This window comes from Spirosoma flavus, from assembly GCF_054778555.1.
The window spans coordinates 184,750-204,131 of record NZ_BAAGZL010000003.1; the positions used below are offsets into that span (position 1 = coordinate 184,750).

General features: G+C 48.5%; 15 protein-coding genes. 10 read left to right on the forward strand and 5 right to left on the reverse strand.

The window, feature by feature from the left end; translation table 11 throughout:
- Positions 1-3: 3 nt before the first annotated feature.
- Positions 4-906, reverse strand: coding sequence for a DUF2167 domain-containing protein (locus ACYVF1_RS17390; RefSeq protein WP_461081084.1), 903 nt, complete (start codon positions 904-906; stop codon positions 4-6).
- Between the two features lie 237 nt (positions 907-1,143).
- On the opposite strand from ACYVF1_RS17390, the gene ACYVF1_RS17395 reads away from it, so the two are divergent.
- On the forward strand, positions 1,144-2,163 hold the full coding sequence (locus ACYVF1_RS17395) for a bestrophin family protein (RefSeq protein ID WP_461081086.1): 1,020 nt from the start codon (positions 1,144-1,146) through the stop codon (positions 2,161-2,163).
- Positions 2,164-2,222: 59 nt separating this feature from the next.
- Here ACYVF1_RS17395 and ACYVF1_RS17400 read toward each other — a convergent pair whose 3' ends face one another.
- Both ACYVF1_RS17400 and greA read right to left on the reverse strand, forming a co-directional pair.
- The gene (locus tag ACYVF1_RS17400) at positions 2,223-2,612 is read right to left on the reverse strand and encodes an HIT family protein (RefSeq protein WP_461081088.1); all 390 of its coding nucleotides are present in this window, start codon (positions 2,610-2,612) and stop codon (positions 2,223-2,225) included.
- Positions 2,613-2,707: 95 nt separating this feature from the next.
- On the reverse strand, positions 2,708-3,181 hold the full coding sequence (gene greA, locus ACYVF1_RS17405; protein WP_461081090.1) for a transcription elongation factor GreA: 474 nt from the start codon (positions 3,179-3,181) through the stop codon (positions 2,708-2,710).
- 308 nt (positions 3,182-3,489) lie between these two features.
- Here greA and fmt point away from each other — a divergent pair, with 308 nt between their 5' ends.
- The 8 genes from fmt to ACYVF1_RS17445 all read left to right on the forward strand — a co-directional run bounded on the left by fmt (position 3,490) and on the right by ACYVF1_RS17445 (position 12,668).
- On the forward strand, positions 3,490-4,413 hold the full coding sequence (gene fmt, locus ACYVF1_RS17410; protein WP_461081092.1) for a methionyl-tRNA formyltransferase: 924 nt from the start codon (positions 3,490-3,492) through the stop codon (positions 4,411-4,413).
- A 119-nt stretch (positions 4,414-4,532) separates the two neighbouring features.
- Positions 4,533-5,522, forward strand: coding sequence for a polysaccharide deacetylase family protein (locus ACYVF1_RS17415; protein WP_461081094.1), 990 nt, complete (start codon positions 4,533-4,535; stop codon positions 5,520-5,522).
- A gap of 107 nt (positions 5,523-5,629) precedes the next feature.
- Positions 5,630-6,121 (forward strand): dihydrofolate reductase, encoded by a 492-nt coding sequence (locus ACYVF1_RS17420; RefSeq protein ID WP_461081096.1) that lies wholly within the window; start codon positions 5,630-5,632, stop codon positions 6,119-6,121.
- A gap of 54 nt (positions 6,122-6,175) precedes the next feature.
- Positions 6,176-7,576, forward strand: coding sequence for a glycosyl hydrolase (locus ACYVF1_RS17425; RefSeq protein ID WP_461081098.1), 1,401 nt, complete (start codon positions 6,176-6,178; stop codon positions 7,574-7,576).
- Positions 7,573-9,015, forward strand: a complete 1,443-nt coding sequence (locus ACYVF1_RS17430) for an oxidoreductase (RefSeq protein WP_461082292.1) — start codon at positions 7,573-7,575, stop codon at positions 9,013-9,015. Before ACYVF1_RS17425 ends, ACYVF1_RS17430 begins: the two co-directional genes overlap by 4 nt.
- Positions 9,015-9,785, forward strand: coding sequence for a 3-ketoacyl-ACP reductase (locus tag ACYVF1_RS17435; protein WP_461081100.1), 771 nt, complete (start codon positions 9,015-9,017; stop codon positions 9,783-9,785). Before ACYVF1_RS17430 ends, ACYVF1_RS17435 begins: the two co-directional genes overlap by 1 nt.
- Before the next feature lie 185 nt (positions 9,786-9,970).
- Positions 9,971-11,275, forward strand: coding sequence for a Gfo/Idh/MocA family protein (locus tag ACYVF1_RS17440; RefSeq protein ID WP_461081102.1), 1,305 nt, complete (start codon positions 9,971-9,973; stop codon positions 11,273-11,275).
- Positions 11,276-11,417: 142 nt separating this feature from the next.
- A complete protein-coding gene (locus ACYVF1_RS17445) occupies positions 11,418-12,668 on the forward strand; it encodes an MFS transporter (RefSeq protein WP_461081104.1) in 1,251 nt (416 codons plus the stop codon).
- Positions 12,669-12,719: 51 nt separating this feature from the next.
- Here the strand turns inward: ACYVF1_RS17445 and ACYVF1_RS17450 are convergent, their stop codons facing one another.
- Entirely contained in the window at positions 12,720-14,228 is a 1,509-nt protein-coding gene (locus tag ACYVF1_RS17450) for a glycoside hydrolase family 130 protein (RefSeq protein WP_461081106.1), read from the reverse strand.
- A 130-nt stretch (positions 14,229-14,358) separates the two neighbouring features.
- Positions 14,359-16,722, reverse strand: a complete 2,364-nt coding sequence (locus ACYVF1_RS17455) for a glycosyltransferase family 4 protein (RefSeq protein WP_461081108.1) — start codon at positions 16,720-16,722, stop codon at positions 14,359-14,361.
- 274 nt (positions 16,723-16,996) lie between these two features.
- On the opposite strand from ACYVF1_RS17455, the gene ACYVF1_RS17460 reads away from it, so the two are divergent.
- Positions 16,997-19,366: an efflux RND transporter permease subunit gene (locus ACYVF1_RS17460; protein ID WP_461081110.1), complete on the forward strand. Its 2,370-nt coding sequence runs from the start codon at positions 16,997-16,999 to the stop codon at positions 19,364-19,366.
- Positions 19,367-19,382: the final 16 nt, after the last annotated feature.

Consider the following 19,382-nt stretch of genomic DNA (forward strand, 5'->3'; position numbering starts at 1 on the left):
AATTCAGGAAGCTTCCCCTGCTGGTTCATCAATAACTTTTCTACCACCCAACATTCGACGTAGTGCGGCAAAACCGCCCGCTACAGCCATGATAAGTACTTTCCAGAATTTAAGAATCAGAGCAAAAAAACCGGCTTTAGCTAATAATTTCCCGGCGACCAGTCCCCCAATACCAACGGCGGCCACCTCGTCCATTTTTGGATCAAAATCGGTATATTTATTCCCCGACTCAAACGTAACGCTGCCAATCACACCTGGAATCTGCTGCTTTACTAAGGGGAGTTCATCCATGCTGGCAATCGCATTGAGGCTCATAACGCCTTTACGGCCCAAAATTCGCACATCATAATTCAACGTATTAACCGTAGCACTGTCGCCAAATTTGATTTCTTTGGCCCAGTGAAGTACTTTATTTGTCTTATCGTAATAAGGCGCTGATGCCCATCCGACTAACGCAATCGACTCGTAACCATTTTTCACGCGTTCTTTACTGGCCTCTTCGGTTCCTTCTTTCATATCCCCTAGGAGGTCATTGTAATTGATGTCATCCGCATCTTCATCTTTGACGTACCCCATTTCATCATACGTAACGTTAAACGCCCAGGATTTATCAGCCAACGGCCCTCCGGCAACTGGAAATAACATGCCTTGGGTAGAAGCAGCAATGTCGGCCGGGTTTCCCCAAATGTCCACCAGAACACGTTTACTTTGCTCAGCATCCAGGTATTTAAATCCTTTTGGCACGGTCAACTTTGCTTTGCCATCGTTAAGTTGGATAGTTCCTGTCTGATACGAAAATGTGTGATTGATAGAGTCTATTATCGCCTGTTCTGCGCTCTTTTGAGCAAATGATAATGATGCGGTTGCAACCCATAGGGCGCATAGTACAAGTACAAGTTTTTTCATTTGGTGTATTAAGTAAGTGCTCTTAAATATAACTATGTTTTTAAGCCAGATAAAAGTATTGGCAATTTGTAAACGCCATTCTACTTAAAGGTATATAATTTAATAAATTAGCCCTTTTGATGCCCGCAACTTCATAGCATCGATGGGTCAGCAGTGAGAAAATAGCTGGTTAAAACCCAGCATTTATATATTCAGTTGTACTTTGCTTCAGCTTCAGAAAATTACCATTCACTACGTATGCACGCAGGAAGAAAATACAGTCTATTTGAGTTTATCGTCTGGACACGGCGAGATATTTATTGGCTCATTGGATTGGCCACCATACCTACTGTTCTTTATCAGGTTCTCGGCTGGAAGTGGCTTGCCATACCGTGGGTGCCGATTGCTATGATCGGTACGGCTGCGGCTTTTATTGTGGGTTTTAAAAATAACGCTACGTATAGCCGCCTATGGGAGGCCCGTCAGATTTACGGTGGCATTGTGAACCTCAGCCGAACCTGGGGAATTATGGTCAAAGATTTTGTCCGAAACAACCCTGCTAACGTATCGACTCCCGGTCAAGATCTTCATTCGATCCATCAACAACTCATACTGCGTCATGTTGCCTGGCTCACGGCGCTACGTTTCCAATTGCGGGAAGAACGTACCTGGGAAAATACCCACCAGATCTATAATGAAGAATATCAGCGATTTTATAAAATTCCGGAAAAGGAAAGCAATCTGGCAGAAGAGCTAAAGCCGCTGCTTTGGGTTCAGGATTCGGAATACGTTCTGAGCAAGAAAAACCGCGCCGTTCATCTGATCAGTCTGCAATCGAAGCAGCTAGGCGAATTAGTTGACCAAGGGCTATTAACCGACTTACGGCACATAGAAATGGCTCAACTACTGAAAGATTTATATGACCAGCAGGGCAAGTGCGAACGTATCAAGAACTTTCCCTACCCCCGCCAGTTTGCCAGCATCAACCTGTTTTTTATTCGGCTTTTTGTGCTGCTTGTTCCGTTTGGCCTGCTGCAGGAATTCGCAAAATTGGGAGGGCATTTCGTCTGGCTCACCATTCCGTTCAGCGTACTGGTGTCGTGGGTTTTCAACTCGATGGAACGTGTGGGCGAAAGCACTGAAAACCCATTTGAAGGTGGCCCGAACGACGTACCAATTACAGGTATGAGTCGCGGTATTGAAATCGACCTGCGCGAAATGCTTGATGAAAAGGAGATTCCGACTGCTCTTCAACCGGTCAATAATATTTTGATGTAGTATTTTTTATCATTCTGAGCCGGGCGCCCGGCTCAGAATGATAAAAAAGTTAAAGCGGCTTACAAAAAGCTCCGAATCTTTTCGGCAGTAGCTGCTAACTCCTCCTGAGTCGGCTTCAGTTTATGGCTGAAATTCATATCGGACATGGAATTAAGCGGAATTAAATGGACGTGTGCGTGAGGCACTTCCAAACCGACTACAGCCACACCGATACGTTTGCAGGGAATCGCTTTCTCAATGGCAGGTGCAATTTTTTTAGCAAATGCCATTAGGCCGGTATATAGCTCATCGTCAAGATCAAACAAATAGTCGATTTCCTGTTTTGGGATAACGAGCGTATGTCCAGTTGCGGTCGGCATAACATCCAGAAAAGCCAGATAATCGTCGGTTTCTGCAATTTTATGCGCCGGAATTTCTCCAGCCACAATACGTGAGAAAATAGAAGGCATAAATTATGAATAGTGTAAAATGGATGATGAATCATGCACGAATTGAGCCCAAAGCTCATTGTTCATTCGGCATGATTCATTAACCATTCATTAGCCTATCGTGAAATTTCGACTACTTCAAATTCTAATACACCGGCGGGCACTTTGATTTCGGCAGTATCGCCAACTTTTTTACCCAGAAGCCCTTTACCGATGGGTGAACTGACTGAAATACGGCCCGTTTTCAGGTCGGCTTCTTCTTCCGAAACAAGGGTATAATTCATTTCGGCGCCATTTTTCTTGTTCTTGATTTTCACTTTCGACAGCACCGAAATCTGTGACGTATCAATGGTCGATTCATCCAGAATCCGGGCATTGGCAACCACTTCTTCGAGTTTCGATATTTTTAGTTCGTGTAAACCCTGAGCATCTTTGGCTGCGTCATATTCGGCATTTTCGCTGAGGTCACCTTTATCGCGGGCTTCCGCAATCTGACGGGCAATTTCGGCCCGGCCCTTTGTTTTCAGGTCATTTAATTCGGCTTTTAGCCGCGTTAGACCTTCTTCGGTATAATATGAAATTTTTCCCATAACTACATTAACTTACTCTGTGATTCTCAATATTTGGGATGGCTCTTAAAAACAAAAAAACGGTACACCGACCGTTCTGCAACCAAATTGGTTTTCTTTGCAGTCGCGTCAGTATCGCCGTCGAATACTCGAAGCGAGGGGTTTAGGAATATAATCAATGTCTCGTCGCATAGGCAAGGCCATTGTGGGCCAGTCTTTTTCGGACGGGATACGTAAACCTTTTCGCATCCGTTCGACAAAAATAGAAAGACTTCCCGGCTATTTCAATACGTAAGTAGTCTACGCGCTAAAATCTAATTTATTGCTTCATGCCGCAGCCGCTTCGCATTATCTTCATGGGTACCCCCGATTTTGCCGTACCCAGTCTACAACGTTTGTTAGGTGCCGGTTGCCACGTAGTAGCCGTCGTTACGGCCCCCGACCGCCCATCCGGCCGTGGTTTGCAGTTGACGAAATCAGCCGTTAAAAAAGCTGCTGAAGCCGCCAACTTACCGGTACTCCAGCCAGAAAAACTGCGCGAGCCAGCTTTCCTGGAACAACTAGCTAGTTATCGAGCTGACATTCAAGTGGTTGTTGCCTTTAGAATGTTACCCGAAGTCGTTTGGTCAATGCCTACGATCGGTACGTTCAACCTGCACGCGTCGCTGTTGCCAAACTACCGAGGTGCGGCTCCCATCAACTGGGCGATCATCAACGGCGAGACCGAAACGGGCGTCACTACGTTCTTCATCGAAAAAGAAATTGACACCGGCCAACTGATTTTTCAGGATTCTGAACCCATTTATCCCGACGACACGGCGGGTTTGTTGCACGACCGACTCATGGAACGTGGGGCCAATCTGGTTTTGAAAACAGTCCAGGCTATCGAATCAGGCGAGTATCCACGCAATACTCAAACTAACGCTGATAACTTACGTCCGGCTCCTAAATTGAGCCGCGAAACCACCGAAATCAACTGGAATCAACCGTCAATTGCCATCCGAAATTTTATACGAGGCTTGTCGCCTTACCCGAGCGCCTGGACACTCATCAACGACAAAGTTTTCAAAATTTTCGGTGCTACGTTGGCCAACGAGTCGCCCTTTGCCGCCGAACCGGGCGAGGCTTATAGCGACAATAAAACCAAAATTCTGATACGTGCCGTCGATGGCTGGCTCCAGATCGACTCCCTACAGGCGGAAGGCAAACGACGCATGACTGCAGAGGAGTTTTTGCGAGGGAATAAGTTATGAACCAGGATTTAGCAGATTTAAGGATTTATAGGATTTTGTTTTCATTAGATTGATGCGCTTCTTCGAAGCGAAAAACAAAATCCTATAAATCCTTAAATCTGCTAAATCCCGGTTCAGAAATGAAAAAACTCTTCATTTGCATATTACTTAGCACCATCACACATTTTACTACGTTCGCTCAGGATACTCAAACGTATGCCGAGAAGTTAGGCTTTCCCAAAGGCAAAAAAGTAGTCATTTTCCATGTCGACGACGCTGGTATGAGCTACGAGTCGAACATGGGAACCATTAATGCGTTCGATAAAGGTATCGCCAGTTCGGCTAGCGTGATGATGCCCTGCGGCTGGGTTCCTCATTTCTTTGATTACCTCAAGAAAAAACCAAATCTGGATGTTGGCGTTCATTTGACACTAACGTCGGAATGGAAAAATTACCGCTGGCACCCGCTGGTCGAGAAAGAAAAAGCACCCGGTTTGTACGACGAACAGGGCAATTTCTGGCCCGCCGTGGCACAGGTAGTGGAACACGCATCGGCCGATGAAGTAGAAGCAGAAGTTCGTGCACAACTGGCTCAGTACCGGGCGTTTGGTCTTCAGCCAACCCATATGGATTCGCACATGGGTACGTTATTCGAACCGAAATTTTTACCGCGCTACGTTAAGGTGGCGATTGAGGAAAAAGTCCCGATTCTGTTTCCGGGTGGGCACGCTACGTTGATTACCAAAACTAACAAAGTAGCCGCCAATATGCAGCCAATCATCCAACAGGTCGGGAAGCAGCTTTGGGATGCTGGTTTGCCGGTTCTGGACGATCTCGACGGGAGTATTACCAGCAATAACCTACCCGCCGGAGCCAGCGACGATGCATTACAAAAATTCAAAACCGGGAAGTTCATCGAACTGTTAAACTCAGCAAAACCCGGTTTAACGTACATCATTATGCACTGCACCGCCCCAACGCCCACTTTTGACTTGATTAGCAGTACAGGCCAAAGCCGCAAAGGCGATATGCTCGGCATGATGGACCCGGCGCTAAAAGCATATATAGATAAAGAAGGCATCATCGTCACTACCTGGCGGGAGTTGATGGAAAGACGTAAAAAATTGTGAAAGAGCGAATGAGTGAAAGAGCGATTCTGCCGAATGGTACTAGCGTCGGATGGTTTTCGCTCCGGCGGCCCGGTTTCACTCATTCGCTCTTTCGCTCATTATAAATCATGAAAATTAGTCTCATTTCGGCAGTGGCTGAGAACGGCGTCATCGGACGTAACAACGAATTACCCTGGCATCTGCCCGACGATTTTGCGTTTTTCAAGCGAAAAACCAGCCATCACCCCATAATAATGGGCCGTAAATCATTGGAATCGCTGGGTAAGCCTTTAAAAAACCGGACGAATATCGTTTTAACACGTAATCAGGACTTTAAGACTGAAAACGTAACGGTGGTGCATACGCTTGAGGAAGCGGTTAACGTAGCGAAACAAATTAACAACAGCGAAATTTTCGTGATTGGCGGAGCTGAGATTTATAAAATGGCGCTTCCCATCGCTACTACGTTGTATTTAACTGAAATTCATCAGGCTTACGAGGGAGATGCGTATTTCCCCAAATTTGACAAAAGCGTGTGGCAGGAAATGGAACGTATCACCCACCCCGCAGACGAACGACACGCCGTTTCCTTCGATTTCGTTACGTATGAACGTCGGTAGTGAGTAAGGTTTAGGCAGTTTTTGGCTTTGTTGCCCAACAGCTACCTTTCTTGTATGCAGATTAACCACTCGATTCAACCCACCGACCTCACCTCTAAGCTTGCCCGTTTCTGGGAACTCTCCGGTCAGAAAATAGACCTTATTGATCAGGAATACGACGTAACAAAAGGGTCACCGGTGTTTACGGTGGCCGGAAAATACAGTACGCGCGGCTGGACAGAATGGACGCAGGGTTTTCAGTTTGGGTCGGCCATTTTGCAGTTCGACGCTACTAACGATACGCGTTTTCTGGAGATGGGTCGTGAGCAGACACTACGTGTCATGGCTCCACACGTGAGCCATATCGGCGTGCATGACCACGGCTTCAACAACGTCAGTACGTATGGAAATCTGCTACGTCTCATGCGCGAAGGCCGGATTCCGACGAATGATTGGGAAGCCAATTTTTACGAACTGGCGCTAAAAATCTCCGGTGCCGTACAGGCCAGCCGCTGGACAACCATTAAAAGCGGTGGCTTCATCAGCTCGTTCAACGGTCCCCATTCGCTGTTTGTCGACACGATACGTTCTTGCAGAGCGCTGGTACTGAGTCATGCGTTAGGCCATGTTTTTCAGGGCGAAGGCGATGTAAAAATCAGTCTGCTTGAACGTGCGTTGCAGCACATCAAAGCCACCGCCGATTACTCTGTATTTTACGGGGAAGGCCGCGATTCATACGATATGTGGGGACGTACCGCCCACGAAAGCGTTTTTAACGTGAAGGATGGCAATTTTCGGTGTCCGAATTCGCAGCAGGGATATTCGGGTTTCACTACGTGGACGCGCGGTTTAGCCTGGGCCATGTGCGGTTTCACCGAACAACTCGAATGGCTCGCTACGTGTTCCGACGCCGAATTAGAGCCATTCGGCGGACGTAGTACTATTGAATCTTACATGCTCAAAGCGGCCACTGCAACGTGTGATTTCTTCATCGAAAATACCCCAACCGACGGCATTCCGTACTGGGATGCGGGAGCGCCAAATCTGTACAAATTAGGCGATTACCTTAACCGCCCAGCTGATCCCTATAACGAGTTTGAGCCGGTAGACAGTACAGCTGCGGCCATTGGTGTGCAGGGCTTGCTACGTTTGGGCAACTATTTAACGGAGAAAGGCGATGCTACGTCGGGCCAGCGCTACGTTCAGGCAGGGCTGACAGCACTTGATACGTTGCTGAAAGAGCCTTATCTCAGTACATCGCCGACGCATCAGGGTTTGCTTCTGCATTCGATTTACCATCAACCGAATGGCTGGGACTACGTACCGCCGGGCAGCAAAATCGCCAATGGCGAATCGAGCATGTGGGGTGATTATCACATTCGCGAAGTCGCGCTGTATGTGCAACGTATCATCCGTAACGAACCCTACTATACCTTTTTCAACCGGATTGCCGGACCATGTCTGCCAATAAAATGAGCGAGAAATATAAACCCCAGTTTCCGCGGATGGCGCAGATGAAAACGGCGACCGATCTGCGAAATTACCTGACAACGCATCAAATCGACCTACCATTTGATGATACGTTGTTGCCTCCAGATGAAAGTCCATTCAACAAACCAATTCAGTTAAAATCGGGCAAAACGGTTGGAAACAGCCTCTGCATTTTACCGATGGAAGGTTGGGATGGAACTACCGACGGTAGGCCGACGGATTTTACCCGGAATCGGTGGAAGAAATTTGCCATTAGTGGAGCTAAACTGCTGTTCGGTTGCGAAGCTGTAGCCGTTTGTCACTCAGGCAAAGCCAACCCGAATCAGTTGGTACTCAATGAGGATACGTTTGATGATTTTGTCGCATTGCGGCAATTAATTCTGGACGAACATACACAGGCGTTCGGCAATACGGACGGGTTGGTGATTGGCCTACAACTCACTCACTCCGGACGATTCTGCAAACCGAATAGCCACAAAAAATTTGAGTCGAAAATTCTGTATAGCCACCCGATTCTGAACGGCAAATTCGGCATGCCGGCCGATTACCCAACACTTACGGACGACGACATCGACCAAATTATTCAACACTACGTCGATGCAGCTGTGCTGGCGCAGAAGGCTGGTTTTGATTTTGTGGATGTAAAGCATTGCCACGGGTATTTGGGGCACGAGTTTTTGAGTGCGGTCAGTCGGGAGGGAAAATATGGTGGTTCCTTTGAAAACCGTACACGCTACCTACGTAACATCGTGGCGGGCATCCGAGAGGCCGCTCCAGGGCTAGAAATGGGTATCCGGCTGAGTGCGGTCGATATGCTTCCGTTCAAAAAAGGACCAACCAGCACGGGCGTTCCCGAAGAAGCGGATCAGTATCGTTTTGCATTCGGCGGTCAACCGAACGGGCTGAGTTTTGATCTCACAGAAACGAAAGCATTTTTAGCGTTGGCCGAATCGCTTGGTATTCAGATCATTTGCATTACAGCAGGCAGTCCATATTACAACCCTCACCTGACACGCCCAGCGCTGTTCCCGCCATCTGACGGTTACCTTCCACCCGAAGACCCGCTTATCGGCGTAAAACGTCATCTCGATATAACAAACGAACTGAAGCAGACATTTCCCGAACTGGTTATTATCGGGTCCGGCTATTCGTATTTGCAGGAGTGGCTGCCTAACGTAGCACAGTACGCACTACGTAACTCCATGGCCGACAGCATCGGTTTTGGTCGGATGGTACTCTCCTATCCAACCATGCCCGCCGACATGACAATTGGTAAAACACTGGTTCGAAACCTCATCTGTCGTACATTTTCTGACTGCACAACCGCGCCACGTAACGGTTTGATTTCGGGCTGCTACCCGCTGGACCCACTGTATAAAAAGAGCCCGGAAGCTGAGCAGCTCAAAGCTTATAAAGATAGCTAATGAAACACGTAGCATTGATAACCGGCGGGAGTCGGGGGATTGGGTACAGCATTGCTGAGCATCTGGCAAAAGCCGGTTTCGATCTTGCCATCAACGGCGTTCGGCCTGAAGAAGCCGTAACGGAAGCATTGGAAGGCTTGCGGACGTTAGGTGCCGAAGTCATTTACTGTCCCGGAGACATTGCTTCACCGGAAGATCGGCTTACCATGCTAGAAAAAACAAAGGCCCATTTTGGGCGGCTAAACGTACTGGTGAACAATGCTGGCGTAGCGCCCAAAGAACGGCGCGATATTCTGGAAGCCACCGAAGAAAGTTTTCACTACGTTCTCTCGACCAATCTGCAAGGCGCTTATTTTCTGACACAATCAGCTGCCAACTGGATGATTGAGCAGCAACGTAACGACGCTACGTTCGCAGGATGCATTATCAACGTATCGTCGGTTTCGGCTACGGTTGCGTCGGTTAATCGAGGTGAATACTGCGTAGCGAAAGCAGGGCTAAGTATGGCAACACAACTTTTTGCAGCCCGGCTTGGCGAGTTTAACATTCCAGTGTATGAAGTTCGGCCAGGTATTATCCAGACCGATATGACGGCGGGCGTTACGTCTAAATATGATACGTTGATTGCCAATGGACTTACCGTACAAAAACGCTGGGGACAACCCGACGATGTTGGACGAGTCGTAACATCTCTGGCGCGGGGCGACTTCCCCTACTCTACTGGCCAGGTGATTATGGTTGATGGAGGCATGACCATACCACGTTTATAAGATTTTGATAATCAGTTGAGCATCCCCGATTAGTTTTACCCGTTCCAAACCTTTATTGGAGTGAAGGCCCCGACAGGCTCCGGCTGTCGGAGTTGCCGGATAGTTTATAGTTAGTCGCTGACGCAACTCCGACAGGCTCAGCCTGTCGGGGCCTTCACTCCTTAACCATTATTCATTGAACTAACATGAATAGCCAGACCGAGTCTCGTAGAGCGTTTATTAAATCCGCAGCCGTAGGTTCGCTGGCTGTGATGAGCATTCCCACCATTATTCCAGCCCGCGCTTTTGGGGCCAATGATCGCGTTCGGGTGGCCGTAATTGGCGTAAACGGTCGCGGGAAAGACCATATTCAGGGTTTTTCGCGATTGAAAGACGTAGAAGTGGTAACCCTTTGCGATGTTGACAGCAACGTATTGCAGCAGCGGGCAGCTGAGTTTGAAAAGAAGTACAACCGCAAAGTTCAGACAATGGCTGATCTGCGACAGGTGTATGAGGACAAAAACATCGACGCCGTCAGCATTGCGACGCCAAACCACTGGCACGCACTGGCGGCTATCTGGGCGTGTCAGGCGGGAAAAGATGTGTACGTCGAAAAACCGGGCGCGCACAACCTTTACGAAGGCCGGAAACTGGTCGAAGCGGCCCATAGATACAATCGGATTGTTCAGCACGGGGTTCAGCTACGTAGCTCGGTCGCCATTCAGGAAGCCATCAAGCACCTGCGCGACGGTCTGATTGGAAAGGTTTATATGGCGCGTGGTCTGGTGTATAAATGGCGTCCCGACATTGGCGATCAGGGTAAATCGCCCGTTCCATCCGAACTCAACTGGAATATGTGGCAAGGACCCGCCCAGGAAAAGGAGTTCAGCAAAAACTACGTTCATTACAACTGGCACTGGTTCTGGGACTATGGCAATGGTGACATTGGCAACCAGGGCATTCACGAAACCGACCTTTGTATGTGGGGCTTAGACGTAGGTTTGCCCGAAGAAATCACATCGGCGGGAGGCAAATTTTTGTGGAAAGACTGTAAGGAAACGCCCGAAACGCTCACGTCTGTTTATAAATACCCAAAAGAGGGCAAAGTCATTCAGTTTGAGGTTCGCCCGTGGATGACCAACAAGGAAGATGGAGTCGAAATCGGTAACCTGTTCTACGGCGACAAAGGCTATATGGTTATCAATGGCTACTCGGATTACAAAACCTTCCTGGGTAAAGAACGGACACCCGGTCCGGCGCGCAACGAAGGGGGCGATCACTACGCCAATTTCATCGACTGCGTACGGTCGCGCGATAAATCGAAGCAGAATGGTCCCGTCGAAACGGCGCACCTAGCCTCAGGCATTGCGCATCTGGGCAACATTGCATATCGACTAGGACGTACGCTTCATTTTGATCCCAAAAACGAAGTATTTGTTGGTGATAAGGAAGCCAATCAGATGCTCACCCGGAAATACCGTGCGCCGTTTTTGGTGCCTGAAAAAGTGTAATTGTTTGAGTTGTAAAGTTATAGAGTTGTAGAGTTATAAAGTTGGCTGACGCAGGAGTCATCCCCATAAGGCAGCTAACTCTATAACCTTACAACTCTATAACTTTATAACCTCTTCTCTTGCCCGAAATTCCTACAACCTGATGAAACCAATTACCACTCCCGAACCGACAGACAAGTCTGTTATCGGCCATCTTTTACAACTTCCTGTGCTGGTGGCCGCCCTCGGTTATCTGGTCGACATGTACGATTTATTTTTATTCAGCGTGGTACGTGTCCCGAGCCTGAAAGCCCTTGGCATCGACGGAGACCGACTCTTGAGCGAGGGAATCCTTCTGCTGAACAGTCAGATGGCGGGTATGCTGGTTGGCGGTATTTTCTGGGGTATTCTGGGCGACCGACGCGGACGACTTTCCGTACTGTTCGGCTCGATTCTACTGTATTCACTGGCCAATATAGCCAACGGTTTTGTTACGTCGCTGAATCAGTACGTCATTCTTCGATTCATTGCGGGCGTTGGGCTGGCGGGCGAGCTGGGCGCAGGTATTACGTTGGTTACCGAAACGTTACCGAAAGAAATTCGTGGCTATGGTACTACGTTGGTTGCTACGATGGGTGTCATTGGGGCAATTCTGGCGTACTTTATGGCCGACCTTTTCGACTGGCGCATTTCGTATTTTATTGGTGGAGGAATGGGTCTTCTGCTGCTGATACTACGTATCAACGTAATGGAATCGGGACTTTACGTGAAAACCAAACAAAGGGCCATCGCTCGCGGAAGTCTGGGTATGCTTTTTACCAATGGCAATCGGCTGAAACGCTACGTTCAATGCATCCTCGTTGGGCTGCCCATCTGGTTTGTGGTGGGTATTCTGATTACATTTTCACCGGAGTTAGGTAAAGCGTTGGGGCTGAGCGCTCCTGTAGTAGCTGGTAAGGCGGTGATGCTCAGTTTTTCGGGACAGGTGCTGGGTGATATCGTCAGCGGTTTCATGAGTCAGTCGATGCAGAGCCGCAAGCGGGTCATTCGCTTGTTTATGCTGCTTTCGCTCGTGTTCATGCTGGTCTATCTGCTAGCCCCCTTGAGCGATCTTACCGTTTTTTATGCTGTTTGCGTCTGCTTAGGATTCGCCAATGGCTACTGGACATTGTTCGTTACGATAGCCGCCGAGCTATTTGGTACTAATCTCCGTGCCACGGTAGCAACCACTGTACCCAATTTTGTCCGTGGTGCTACCATTCCATTAAGTTCGCTTTTCGTCCTCCTGAAGCCATCACTGGGCACAATTTACAGTGCGCTGGCGGTCGGTTTGCTGACGATGGTACTGGCGATAATAGCTCTCTCTTCTCTCGACGAAACGTTCAAAAAAGATCTTGATTATCTAGAAGAATGATACGGATGTCAACCCGAAGTCAGGAATCACCAACTTCGGGTTGACATCGCGTCACTTATTCTCAATGGTCTGTTCCAATTGTTGAATCTGAGCCAGTTCCAAAGCTTTCTGGCCGGTGAGTTCAGCCAGTAATTCTTTCACATTTACGGTAGCAAAACTGCTTGCGTAATCGGCCATGGCGTAGGGAATAATGAGTTCGCCGTTGTTGATGAGGCCCCCGCAACTATACACCACGTTCGGTACGTAGCCTTCGCGTTCGTTTTCGTCTGGACTTAATAATGGCTCAACCGTGCGGCCAATCACTTTGCTGGGATCTTCCAGATCAAGCAAGAAAGCGCCAATCGCATATTTCCGCATGGGGCCTACGCCATGACTAAGCACCAGCCAGCCCGCTTCTGTTTCAATCGGCGATCCGCAGTTGCCAAGTTGCACGTATTCCCAGTGATACGTTGGTTTCAAGAGCATTTCCTTCGTTTGCCAGAAGTATAGGTCGTCGGAATACATCAGGTAGATATTCTCGCCGTCCTGCCGCGAAATCATGGCGTATTTGCCATTAATTTTACGTGGAAACAAAGCCATCCCTTTGTTCGAAACCTCAGCCCCGTTAAGGGTACTGACGCTGAAATTGGAGAAATCTTTGGTTTCGAGCAGTTGCGGGAACGTAACACGACCATTATAGGCCGTATACGTAGCATAATACGTTACGTCTCCATCATCATCTGTAAATGCCACAAAACGAGCATCTTCGATACCGTTTGTTTCGTTGGGCGAAGTCGGGAAAATACACCGCTCGTCCAGACTCTGGTCTTCCTCGAAGTGAATTTCGTAGTTCGATTTGGCCAGTGCTAGCAGACCACCCGCAATAGTCTCATATTCAGCGTTGTATCGGTACTGCGCCAACACCCGTTTAACCTGTGCATCCAGTTCAGTGAGACTAAATTCGTCACCCAGGCCCGCCATCATTTTTTCCTGAATGCTGTTCTCCAGCCGAAGCTCATAAAGTTTCCGTTCGAAAAGAGAACGCTTGAATCGGTGGTTGGGAACAATTTCCGGAGACGTAACGTACCGCGACGGCTTTCGGACAATGATTTTCCCCGATTCATCGATGTAGCCCGTTCGGAACGAGATAGACGATACGTGCCCTTCGCCCGTTGCCCGGAGGCTCAGAATAAATCGCTTGTAACCTGGCGGCAGGTTCGTCTGGTCGGGGTGCCAGATCATGGATGGGTTAAACAAAGCTGCCGACTCCAACGAATATTCCATCGTGAAATACGCACCCAGCAACAATTTGCGGTCTTCAGTGAGCGGTTCGTCGGTGAGCAGATGAGCTTTTATCTGTTCGAAGCGCTGAAGCAGAAACCGCTCATGTTTATAATGCCGCCCTCCAAACTCCCGAACGACTTCATCCAACTTACTATCAACTTCTTCATCAGTCATACTACCCACACGGGCAATAATTTTCAGGGTTCGGGTCGTACTACCCAGCTCAAACGGACGAAACAGAACTCGGGTAGGGTCCGGTTGAAGCACAATACCAGTTCGCGTGGCTTTTATACTCATTTGGCAAAAATCAGGTGTTTCTGAACACAAAATAGAACGACAAAGACGCCGAAATCAAGATAGCCGCTAACAAATAACGACATTTTGTTCCGACGTCCTGGCCCCAGTAGTGGTCACTACGTTTATAAAATTACGCGTTCACCAACGTAGACGACGTAGCAGCTACTGGCTTTAACGTAGTACGTTGTTTCTGAACGTAATAAAGTTCAGCCAGCGCCAGCAGATACGACAACGTCGATTCAGCGCCCTGATTCTGATTCACCCGGTCGATGTGCAGCCCATCGCGGCAACCACCTGTTTGCTGATCATAAAGTGGCAATCCCAGATCGTTGAGGCCAGTGAACCAGGTAAAGATTCGGATGGCGGTACGGTGCCATTCTTCATCTCCTGTTACGTCGAAAGCCGCCAGGCAAGCCGATAACGTGCTCTGTGCTTCAAGAGGTTGCTGATCGAAATAAGCGCGAGGTTTGCCTTTCGTATAGAAGCCATTGGAACCTATCGGCTGAAAATGGCCTTGCTTCGCTGTCTGAAGGTCGATCAGCCAACGTAGCGAATTCAGTCCAATCGCAACGAGCCGTTCCTCACCCGAACGAATCATCACGTGGGCTAGCAACGCGTTATCGTACGAAAGCGTATTCTCGAACCAGGGCCATTCGTCGGTAGCCGTTTCAGTGTAACGGAACACTAATCTATCGAGTAATCGTCGCTGAATCGTTTTGGCCAGCCGATCGTCGTTAAACCGTTGCTGATAATTGTAAATACCCAGCAGCGCAAAAGCCCACGACCGGGGCGAAGTCATCTCGCTAATGCTAGGCAATACCTTCTCAAACAGATTCATTGCCCAGCTTACCGAATTCAGATCGGAAGCCCGGCCAATGCAGCAACCTAGCGCCCATATGGCCCGACCTGTACTGTCGTCCGAGCCAAACTCCTCCAGCCAGCGCCGGTCGTAGCTCATAAAGTTCCGGAACCGGCGATGATCATCGGCATACGCATGATTCAGGAATGCGCAGTACGTATCGACAACCTGCGCCAGACGAGTATCTGTAATGCCAATGCTTTGCAGGTTAAGCGCCAAAATCAGAGCCCGTGCGTTATCATCGGTACAGTAACCTTCGTCGTAAAAGGGCAGGTGATGACGCGCATGCTGCACAATACCGGTTGAGTCCGTCAACCGGAATAAATGATCAAGCCGAAGGGCGGGAAGTTTAAAAACGGAGCTGCTGTGCGCTCCCATTGTGTAAGGTGCCTGATTGCCAACAATGCTCATGCGCTCCTGGCGGGCTCTCCCAAATGAGCGGTTGTATGCTTTGATGACCTGTTCCCAAATCATCTCGCGGCCCATCAGATAGCCTTTTTTCCGCATAGCATGACGAGTAGGCTCGTCGGTCAACAAACGGGATATTTCAGTGGCAATAGCTTCTGGATCGCCAAAGGGCACCAATACACCCCGACCATCGGCCAATAACTCTTCGGCATGCCAGTAAGGCGTCGAAACAACCGCTTTCCCGCAACCAAACGCATACGATAACGTACCAGACGTAATTTGCGCCGGATTGAGGTAAGGCGTTATATAAATGTCGGCCGAACCAAGATATTCCAGTAAATCATCCAGTTCCACAAATTGATTATAGAACCGGATATTATCGCGAACGCCTAGATCAGCGGCTAGTTTTTTCAAACTGTCGCGATACACTTCGCCTTCGTGCTTGATGAGATGCGGGTGCGTAGCTCCCAACACCATATACACTACGTTCGGATGCTGCTCAACGATACGTGGAAGCGCTTTGATTACGTTTTCAATGCCTTTGTTGGGCGATAACAGACCAAACGTAAGAAGCGTCTGTTTGCCTTCCATGCCGAATTTATCCTTGTAAAAATGCGGATCGACGAAGGGCATATCGGGAATACCGTGGGCGATCAGATCGATTTTTTCTTCAGGAATTTCGTAAATATTGATCAAAAAATCACGCCCTTTCTCCGACATACAAACCACCCGCGACGATAAATCAGCAATGGTTTTCAGAACTACCAATTGATCTTTGTCGGGGTTTTTAAGAATGGTATGGAACGTAGTAACAATGGGCATGGTCAGGTTCCGGAGCAGCGTCAGGATGTAACTCCCGGCAGGTCCACCGAAAATACCATATTCATGCTGCAGGCATACTACGTCTACAGATTTCGCATTCAGGAACTCAGCGGCTTTTTGATACGCGTCCTGATCGTGCTGGTAAAAATCGTAGCGTACTTCGCTGGGGTAATTGTATCCTTCAGGTGTATCGTTAACCGAAACAACAAGCGCCTTCGCATCCGGAATAAATGAGTCGTAGGATTTATAAAGATCAGATGTAAACGTAGCAATTCCGCACTGGCGAGGGAGGTAATCACCAATAAACGCTACGTTCTTTGGGTTGTACTCAAATGACGCATCCGACCCTGGGTGCCCGGTATGTAGATTGGTGGCCGTTTCGGTACGGAGGCTATATGGGTTCATATTTAGAGATGGATTAACTGTATTTATCTTAATTAGTATAATCAACAGAAATAGGATTTTGTTTAGGCTAACGGCTCAGTTTATCGCTAAAAAGTAAGGAATTGGTCATTATCCACCTATTATCCAATTTTTCCTTTTTTTGAGAATACGCCCTTAGGAAAATATAAGCCGGCTACTTGATTTCAGAGTACCAGAATGGTTTACGATTAGCCTTAATTTTCTTAAACACGACCGTTTTTGCGTACCTTGCGGCCTTACTTTGCGTTAGTAAAGCATGATTTGGCAGCGTATTTCGTCGTTTATTTTTCAGAATCGGATTACGTTGGTAGTCATCGTACTCCTCGGTACAGCATTCATGGGCTACCAGGCCAGCCAAGTCAGACTCTCCTACGAAATCGCGAAAATCCTTCCCCCTTCCGACCCCGACTTTCAGCGCTACGAAACGTTCAAAACCCAGTTTGGTCAGGACGGCAACGTAATGGTACTGGGCATTGAAACCGACAGTATGTACCAGCTCCGTTTTTTTAACGACTGGTATGCGCTGAGCCAGAAAATCAAACGCATTGAAGGCATAAAAGACGTAGTGTCGAATGCCAATCTGTATAGCATTCTCCGTGACGATTCGGCGCATACGTTTCGGATTCGTCCGCTGGTAGCGCGACCGCTCACGACGCAGGCAGGAGTCGACAGTTTGCGAGAACGTATCAGTCGATTACCGTTTTATCGGGGATTGGTTACGGATAGCACCGGACGCACTCACCTGATGGCCATTTCGTTCGAGTCGAAGCTGATTAACAGCAAAAATCGAATTGGAGTTGTGCGCAAAGTGGAAGCCGTGGCCGATTCGTTTGGTCGACAACATAAGTTGCTGGACAATACCGTGCATATGTCGGGGATGCCCTATATCCGTACTGAGTTTTCAGCGAAAGTCAGTAAAGAAATGACGCTCTTTATGGGGTTGGCGTTTCTGGTTACGGCACTCATTCTCCTTTATTTTTTCCGCTCACCAACAGTGGTTCTCACAGCTTTAGCAGTAGTTGGTATCGGCGTAGTTTGGGCCACGGGCTATATCAAGCTGTTTGGGTATGACATTACGTTGCTGACGGGCCTGATTCCGCCCCTAATCATTGTTATTGGCGTACCGAACGCTATTTTCCTCTTGAATCGGTATCACGAAGAACTCAATCGCCAACGTAGCAAAACCGACGCCCTACGTATCGCCACCGAAAAAGTGGGCGAAACGACGTTCTTCGCCAACGTAACGACCAGCATCGGGTTCTTTGTTTTCTACTTCACTGGCAGCCCGCTTTTGCTCGAATTTGGGCTGGTAGCAGCCTGTGGTATCATGACTACCTACGTAGTGTCGCTGGTGCTGATTCCCATCATATTCAGCTACTTACCAGAGCCTTCTGTAAAGCAACGCGGCCACCTCGAACGTCGGCAGATCAGTGGTTTTCTGAATTGGGTAAATCAATTGGTGCACCATCGACGCACGGCTATCTATACGTTCATCGCCATTGTTACGTTGACTGCGATTGTGGGTGCACTACGTATCAATCCGATTGGCTTCGTTGTTGATGATCTTCCCAAAAACGACCCGATTTATACTGATCTGAAATTCATTGAAAGCCGGTTCAAGGGTGTCATGCCGTTTGAAGTGAGTATTGATACCAAACGATCAGGCCGGGTATTGACTCCGCAGACACTCACGAAAATCAAACTACTGGAGCGCGAATTCAGCAAATACGGCGAGTTTACCCGGCCACTCTCGCTGGTGGAAGCGATTAAGTTTTTCTATCAGTCCTATCGCGGTGGCGACCCAAAATATTTTGCCTTACCGGGTGCTCTCGAACTGAGTCAGTTAGCCAGCTACGTTCCTCAACTGAAAGGCTCCGAAAATCGCTTCAAAGCGTATCTAGACAGTACCCGACGGTACACACGCATCAGTTTTCAAATGCCCGATGTCGGCACGGTACGTACCAAGCAGCTCCTGAGCGAACTCCAGCCCAAAGCTGATTCTATTTTTAATATCGACCGCAGCACCGGCAAACGTGTTTCGCCCGACGAGCAATATGATGTGAGTATCACGGGCAACAGCGTAGTGTTCACACGGGGGAACGATTACCTGCTGAAAAACCTGGCCGAAAGCACTGTATGGGCCGTTGTGCTGGTATCGATTATTCTGGTCATTCTGCTACGTGACGTCCGTCTGAGCCTGATCGCCATTCTGCCAAGCGTGGTGCCACTCATCGTAACAGCGGGTATTATGGGGTTCTGCGGCATCCATTTGAAACCATCGACTATTCTGATTTTCAGTATTGCGTTCGGCATTTCGTCGGATGGCACCATTTATTTCATCACGAAATACCGCGACGAGCTTCGTAATCAGAAACTTAGTCTGGACCGCGCCGTTTCCGAAACCATCCGTTACACGGGTATCAGTATGTTCTATACAGCCATCATTCTGTTTGCGGGCTTTGCCATTTTTACGGCTTCTACGTTCCAGGGAACAGTGGCGCTGGGGATTCTGGTATCCATTACGTTGCTGATGGGCATGGCGTCGAACTTGATTCTGCTGCCGGCCTTCCTGCTCACAGTGGATAAAAAACGGCAAAAAGCCCAAAAGTTGCCCACGGCAATGTGAGAATGCTACGTTCTTT